Below are 5,076 nucleotides of genomic sequence, written 5' to 3'. Positions count from 1 at the left end.
AGTATGGCTTGAAGCGAGATCTGGATCTCGATAGCGTAACCACAGGTGACAGCAAGCTGGACAGCAACGGTTTAACCGTTACAGGTGGCCCGAGTGTGACTAAGTCAGGCATTGATGCGGCGAATACCAAAGTAATTAATGTAGCAGCAGGTACAGATGCAACTGACGCAGTGAATAAAGGTCAGCTGGATGCATTAAGTACATCAAGCAACAACAAGACAGATGCCTTGGGTAACAGTACAGCGAACAATCTGGGTGGTGGGTCAAGCTACGACAGCACAACCGGTGCGGTGAGTGCGCCAACCTATGTCACCACGAAAACCGATGGTACGACAGTTAATGCAAGCAATGTGGGTGATGCCTTAACCAATCTGAACAATGAAGTGGTTAAGCCGATTACCTTTGCAGGTAACAGTGGTAGCGTTGACCGTAAATTAGGCGAAACCCTTAATATTACGGGTGGCCTGACGGCTTCAGGTTCGAACTCGAATGTGAAGACAGTCATCACTGGCAATACAGTTGACATTCAACTTGCAGATGCTCCGGTCTTTGCAGGGAAACTGACAGCGAACGGACTTGATGCAAATGGTGAGAAAGTTACCAATGTCGGTGCGGGGACAGCAGCAACTGACGCAGTAAACAAAGGTCAGCTAGATGCATTAAGTACATCAAGCAACAACAAGACAGATGCCTTGGGTAACAGTACAGCGAACAATCTGGGCGGTGGGTCAAGCTACGACAGCACAACCGGTGCGGTGAGTGCGCCAACGTATACCGTGAACGGTACGGACGTAAATAACGTGGGTGCCGCGATCAGTGAGCTGGACAAAGGCTGGACGTTACAAAGCAATGGTGCAACGGCAGGCGCAGTGAAAGCGGGCGACGTGGTTGACATTGGTACGGTGACAGGCGAAAGCAACTTAACGGTCAGCAAGACAGGTAATACGATTCAGTATGGCTTGAAGCGAGATCTGGATCTCGATAGCGTAACCACAGGTGACAGCAAGCTAGACAGCAACGGTTTAACCGTTACAGGTGGCCCGAGTGTGACCAAGTCAGGCATTGATGCGGCGAATACCAAAGTAATTAATGTAGCAGCAGGTACAGATGCAACTGACGCAGTGAACAAAGGTCAATTAGATAGTGTTGACAGTAAAGTGACCCAAACAGGAAATTCTATTGCGAATATCCTAGGTGGTGGGGCTAAGGCTAATACGGATGGATCAATTTCTAATCCAACTTACAATGTAGCTGGTTCAACAACAAATAATGTTGGAGATGCTTTAACTGCTCTTGATAAAGCTGTTTCAGATGCAGATACAGCTGCCAATGCGGGTTGGACAGTTTCTGCAAATGGTGATGCTGCAACAAGTAAACAAATCAAGCCAAATGGTAAAGTTAACTTTACAGGTGATGATAATTTAACTGTTGCTCAGACTAGCGAAACTGATAATGAAGGGAACATTAAAGTTTCTTTAAGCAAGAACTTAAAAGTTGATAGTGTAACTACTGGTAATACTGTTATTAATAATACTGGTGTTGCAGTTGGTGATTATGTACAGCTAGGTAACACAGGTTTAGTAATTACCGGTGGTCCAAGTGTAACAACTGCTGGTATTAGTGCTGGTAATAAAACGATTACTAATGTAGCGGCAGGTACAGCAGCAACAGATGCTGTAAATAAAGGACAATTAGATAGTGCAATTAACAATGTGAATAACAATGTTGGTGCGCTTGCTGATAGTGCAGTTCAGTATGACAAAAATAGTGATGGAACTGTGAACAAAGACTCGGTTACCTTAGCTGGCGGAACGAATGGTACAACCATTAAAAATGTTGCGAATGGTAAAGTTGAGCAAGGTTCGAAAGAAGCTGTAAATGGTGGTCAGCTTTGGAATGTACAACAACAAGTTGACAAAAATACAGGCGATATTTCAAACCTTCAAACTAACATCAGTAATATTAACAATGGTAAATCTGGTTTAGTTCAACAAGCTAATAAAGATGAGCCTATCACTGTTGGTAAAGATACTGGTGGAACACAAGTTAATGTTGCAGGAACAGCAGGTGACCGTACAGTGACTGGCGTTAAAGCTGGTACAGTTACAGCAACTTCGAAAGATGCAGTTAATGGTTCTCAGCTCAATACTACAAACCAAGCACTTGTAAACTATTTAGGTGGTGGAGCTGGTTATAACAATATTACCCAAAGCTTCTCTAATCCTACATATAACGTAGGTGATCAGTCATATCACAATGTGGGTGATGCGATTGGAGCGTTAAATCAGGCTGACCAAACATTAAATAGTAAAATTGACAATGTAAGTAATAAGCTTGAACAAGCATTCTATGCTACCAATCAACGTATTGATGACGTTGAGAAAAGAGCGAATGCAGGTATTGCAGCTGCGATGGCTTTAGAAAATGCACCATTTGTTGCCGGTAAATATACTTATGCTGTCGGCGCTGCATATCATAGTGGTGAAAATGCTGTAGGCGTTACTCTGCGTAAAACCGCTGATAATGGACGTTGGTCACTTACTGGTGGTGTTGCAGCAGCTTCTCAAGGTGATCCAAGCGTTCGTATCGGTATTAGTGGTGTAATTGACTAATTGGACTAGGCGAGGAGGGCGTGAGCCTTCCTCATTCTCCATTTCGAGAGTAAAAATATGAAAAATACAGTTAAAGCATTATTTATTGCTGTTCTTTCTGGCCTGGCAATGGTTAGTTACGCGCAAGAGGAAGCAGAATCTCAGCAAGAAGAAGTGACCTTCCCAAAAGTGTCAGATAGCTATCTTAAACAAGTAAAACGTTATGAATACGATGATGTTGCTCGTTTGGATATAGGGCTAAACAAAGACCAGATTCGAGCTTTATTGGGAAATCCACAATTTAGTGAGGGGCTTTTCGCGGTAAAGGTCTGGAACTATGTATTGGATATTCGTATCCCTAAAAGTAATCAATATCAACGCTGTCAGTTGCGTATTGATTTTGATAAACAATATTTAGCAGAACGTTTATCTTGGAAGGGTGAAGAATGTGAAGGATTAGTTGCGTTGGGTGAAAATAATCAAACGCCAGTGCAGACTAGTTTAATAAGCGAACATACAGCAAGTGTATTATTTGCATTTGACCGTTTTGACGCTAGAGCGATTGATCAAGGCGCGAATAATCTTGAGAACATTGCTGCGCAGATCAAACAGAGTCCCTCAATGAAGCCAATTGTTGTTTCTGGTTTTGCTGATCCGCTAGGCAAATTTAGCTACAATCATCAATTGTCATCACAACGTGCAAATACGGTTGCAAAATTACTTGTTCAACAGGGTATCGATCCGAACCGTATTCAAATACAAGCTAATAGCCAGACTGATTTATACCAACAATGTTCAGGTAACAATAGTTCACAACTCATTCAATGTTTAGCACCAAATAGGCGTGTTAATATAAGTTGGTAAAACGGTCTGTCACGTAAAAGTAATCATCCTTAGGATGGTTACTTTTATGATTTTAGAGACAAGAAAAATTAAGACTGATTTTAATTTTCATATAAATATTATCTTTTAAAATAATAAATATGTTGAGGGGTGAGTAAAGCATCTAAGGGTTGATCCCAGCTTTGACGTTTTAAAGTATGTTCAATAAATTGAAATTGATGAGCCATTCCCAAACGATAAGGCTTATATTTTGCACTAGCTAATGTACGGTCATAATAACCACCTCCCATCCCAATACGCGTACCGTAGTGATCACATGCTAGAAGTGGCATTAACAATAAATCAAGTTTTGATACATGTTTTCCTCTAGTAGCCATGGGTTCCTTCATACCCAATGGATGATGAGAAAAACGTCGATTTAAATATTGGTTTCTAGATATTTTTACCCAAACTAAACGTTGATTCATAGAACAAATCATCGGTAGATAAACTTGCTTATTTTTTTGAAAACATAACTTTATGATCAGATCTGTATGAACTTCTCCAAAAGCATGCAAATATAAACCAATTTTTTTGGAAGATTGGAAAATAGGGAAAGTATTTAGATGATGGAGAACATTAAGCTGAGCTTGTTTTTGCTCAAATGAACTTAGAGAACGTCTTTTAGATCTTAAATGTTTTCTAATTAAGCTGAGTTCATTCATGGGGATAAATCTAACAAAGATTAGAGATCAGTCGAGCAAAATTATACCTATTTTTCTTCGGCTTTATGGAAATAGAACAGTAATTAGAAAAGAACCTTAAATTTATTAGACTAATGGCTATCAAATGATCTGATCAATTTTATTTAACACTAAAAATTTCTATTTCTTTACGTATTACCAGTATTTCTTTACCTTTAATAAGGTTAAGTATATTTAAAAAGATTGATGCAGCATTAATAAGCCTATGAAGTTAAAAATTCTAACCCTGACTATCAGTACTTTAATGCTACTTGGTGGCTGCACAAAACAAGCAGAACCTGAAGTGGCAGAAGTTGATTATAAATCTCAATTTGAAGAGTCGGATCGTAAAATTGGAGAGTTTTTAGATCAACTAGATAACCCAAATACACCTCAAGATGTTAAAGTCAAAATCTTATGCCATGACTATCCTGAGGTTTATAAAACTCAATACATGCCTGCTTTGATAAAAATTTCTCCAAAACCTTATACCGAAGAAAAATTATTATCTGATCTGAAAAGTGCGACTGATTACTATAAGGATGCTTATGCGATTAGATGTAATCAATAAGTTATATTGTTTTTAATCTCAAAAAATCAGATAAATGTGAATTGATTGGCATTATTAAGTTGTGGTAAATTTTCTTCTGTCTTGATAAGTGATAGTTTGGGGATTTGGATATGGAGATCTTAAAGTTCTTACAGAGTTTTAACACAGTTGGTACATACTTAACGATTGCTTCAACCGTTTTAGTGGGGCTTGTTATTTATTTTTATGTGATTAATCCAGCATAAAAACCTTTAAAAGAAATAGTGATCAAGTCACTATTTCTTTTTTATTAATAAGATTCTCTAATTAATTTGAAGCCATAAAAATAAGGCGGATATATGAAGTTTAAATTATTTTTTCTTAGTTTTTT

At 38.7% G+C, this 5,076-nt stretch carries 5 protein-coding genes; 4 read left to right on the top strand and 1 reads right to left on the bottom strand.

Annotation, left to right across the window (positions count from 1 at the left end):
- Together HUN22_RS15505 and tpgA are read left to right on the top strand one after the other, a co-directional pair.
- A partial coding sequence (locus HUN22_RS15505; protein WP_174731180.1) for a YadA-like family protein occupies positions 1-2,612 on the top strand: 2,612 nt, incomplete at its 5' end.
- Between the two features lie 57 nt (positions 2,613-2,669).
- Positions 2,670-3,455: a trimeric autotransporter adhesin/peptidogylcan-associated protein TpgA gene (gene tpgA, locus HUN22_RS15500; protein WP_174731177.1), complete on the top strand. Its 786-nt coding sequence runs from the start codon at positions 2,670-2,672 to the stop codon at positions 3,453-3,455.
- Between the two features lie 98 nt (positions 3,456-3,553).
- Here the strand turns inward: tpgA and HUN22_RS15495 are convergent, their stop codons facing one another.
- Positions 3,554-4,138: a 5-formyltetrahydrofolate cyclo-ligase gene (locus tag HUN22_RS15495; protein ID WP_174731174.1), complete on the bottom strand. Its 585-nt coding sequence runs from the start codon at positions 4,136-4,138 to the stop codon at positions 3,554-3,556.
- 244 nt (positions 4,139-4,382) lie between these two features.
- Between HUN22_RS15495 and HUN22_RS15490 the strand changes: the two genes are divergently transcribed.
- Positions 4,383-4,727 carry a hypothetical protein gene (locus HUN22_RS15490; protein ID WP_174731171.1) on the top strand — a complete coding sequence of 115 codons (345 nt, stop codon included), beginning with the start codon at positions 4,383-4,385 and terminating at the stop codon, positions 4,725-4,727.
- A 110-nt stretch (positions 4,728-4,837) separates the two neighbouring features.
- Positions 4,838-4,951 (top strand): hypothetical protein, encoded by a 114-nt coding sequence (locus tag HUN22_RS15485; protein ID WP_079284308.1) that lies wholly within the window; start codon positions 4,838-4,840, stop codon positions 4,949-4,951.
- The last annotated feature ends 125 nt before the right edge of the window (positions 4,952-5,076 follow it).

Source organism: Acinetobacter lactucae (assembly GCF_013344765.1).
Taxonomy (GTDB): Bacteria; Pseudomonadota; Gammaproteobacteria; order Pseudomonadales; family Moraxellaceae; genus Acinetobacter; species Acinetobacter lactucae_A.
The sequence above is the reverse complement of the archived record's forward strand: the minus strand, read 5'-3'. Positions and strand labels throughout refer to the sequence as shown.

Coding starts and splice junctions, on each gene's coding strand:
- tpgA (WP_174731177.1), top strand. CDS start 2,670: ATGAAAAATACAGTTAAAGCATTATTTATTGCTGTTCTTTCTGGCCTG.
- HUN22_RS15495 (WP_174731174.1), bottom strand. CDS start 4,138: ATGAATGAACTCAGCTTAATTAGAAAACATTTAAGATCTAAAAGACGT.
- HUN22_RS15490 (WP_174731171.1), top strand. CDS start 4,383: ATGAAGTTAAAAATTCTAACCCTGACTATCAGTACTTTAATGCTACTT.
- HUN22_RS15485 (WP_079284308.1), top strand. CDS start 4,838: ATGGAGATCTTAAAGTTCTTACAGAGTTTTAACACAGTTGGTACATAC.